The 1,214-nt window shown below is 49.7% G+C and carries 2 protein-coding genes; both read right to left on the bottom strand.

Features of this window, described 5'->3' with window-relative positions; translation table 11 throughout:
* The coding region (locus tag GRP75_RS27430) for an MBL fold metallo-hydrolase (protein WP_160790947.1) at positions 1-444 on the bottom strand (444 nt) is incomplete at its 3' end.
* Between the two features lie 165 nt (positions 445-609).
* Positions 610-1,214 (bottom strand): TOBE domain-containing protein (locus GRP75_RS27425; RefSeq protein WP_160790946.1); only part of this gene is annotated, 605 nt, incomplete at its 5' end.

Genomic DNA, 1,214 nt, shown 5'->3' with positions numbered 1-1,214 from the left:
CTTCCCGTGATTCACACGCCATCCCCGGATATTCCATCCGCCAAGTTGGGCTCCCTGGTCTACTGGAATAAGATCCAAGTTTCCAGAGAGCCAGGAAAATTGACGCAAGATCGTGTCAATCACTTCCTGTGGCGCGTACAAGCGACCTCTGTTCCCAGTCCAGCGACAGGCATCTGCCCATTCTGGTAATCCTCCAATATGGTCAAAATGTGCATGTGTCACAAGGATCGTAGGGATAAAACGCAGACCGCGCAATTCTAGCTGTCTGCGCCAGTCCGGGCCACAATCAATCATAAAGTCCTCCGTCTCGCTTTCGATCAGCACAGACGATCTCAATCTTACATTCGCCCCTGTCGTGCGAGCTTCTGTGCATACGAGACAATCACAATATACACGCGGAACCCCCATTGCATCCCCCGTGCCAAGAAAAATAAGCCGATTCATGGTTTAACTCCTATCTATATGGGTCTTTTTACTACTATTATAACGAACAGACGGATTCTACGTAAATCATCTGCGTAAATCCTTCCAGCGTCCAACGCCAAAAGGAGCATGCCCAAAGCCGTGAAATCCGGCTAGACATCCCCTCATGCGTGATCGTATTTATTTTTAGATGATGATAGGCATTGGATCTTCCTTCAGGCGGTTTTCCACCATCCAGCTGGACTGGTCATTATAGAGATAGGCTCGATGCACCAACACTCGCACCTGCTGACCAGGTTCCAGCGTAGACTTCTCCAGTGAGCGGTATGTCATGAGACGATGATCCCCGACCTGTACTTCAACCATCCACTCACTTCCACGAAAATGCAAATGCTTCACTATGCCTTCCTCGGTCGCCGACAGAAGCGTAAATTCCTCGCTTGGCCCGACATCAATATACTCCGGACGGATCAAGGCACGTGTTCCCACTCCAGCAGCTTCTTCGAAGCCTCTAAGACTGCCTGCCTGTTCAATCACTGTAGATTCCCCAATAAAGGAAGCCACGAACGGGGTACCCGGTTTTTTATAAATATCCCAAGGCGTTCCCTTCTGCTCCAGTCGTCCCTGATTAATCACCATAATTTCATCCGCTACTTCAATCGCCTCATCCTGATCATGGGTGACAAAAATTGAAGTAATGCCCACCCGCTCAATCAACTCTCGCAGCCAGGTACGCAGCTCCTGACGAATCTTGGCATCAATAGCCGCAAAAGGCTCATCCAGCAGCAACA

The sequence above is a fragment of the Paenibacillus sp. OT2-17 genome (genome assembly GCF_009827695.1).
GTDB classification, from domain to species: Bacteria; Bacillota; Bacilli; order Paenibacillales; family Paenibacillaceae; genus Paenibacillus; species Paenibacillus polymyxa_B.
The sequence above is the reverse complement of the archived record's forward strand: the minus strand, read 5'-3'. Positions and strand labels throughout refer to the sequence as shown.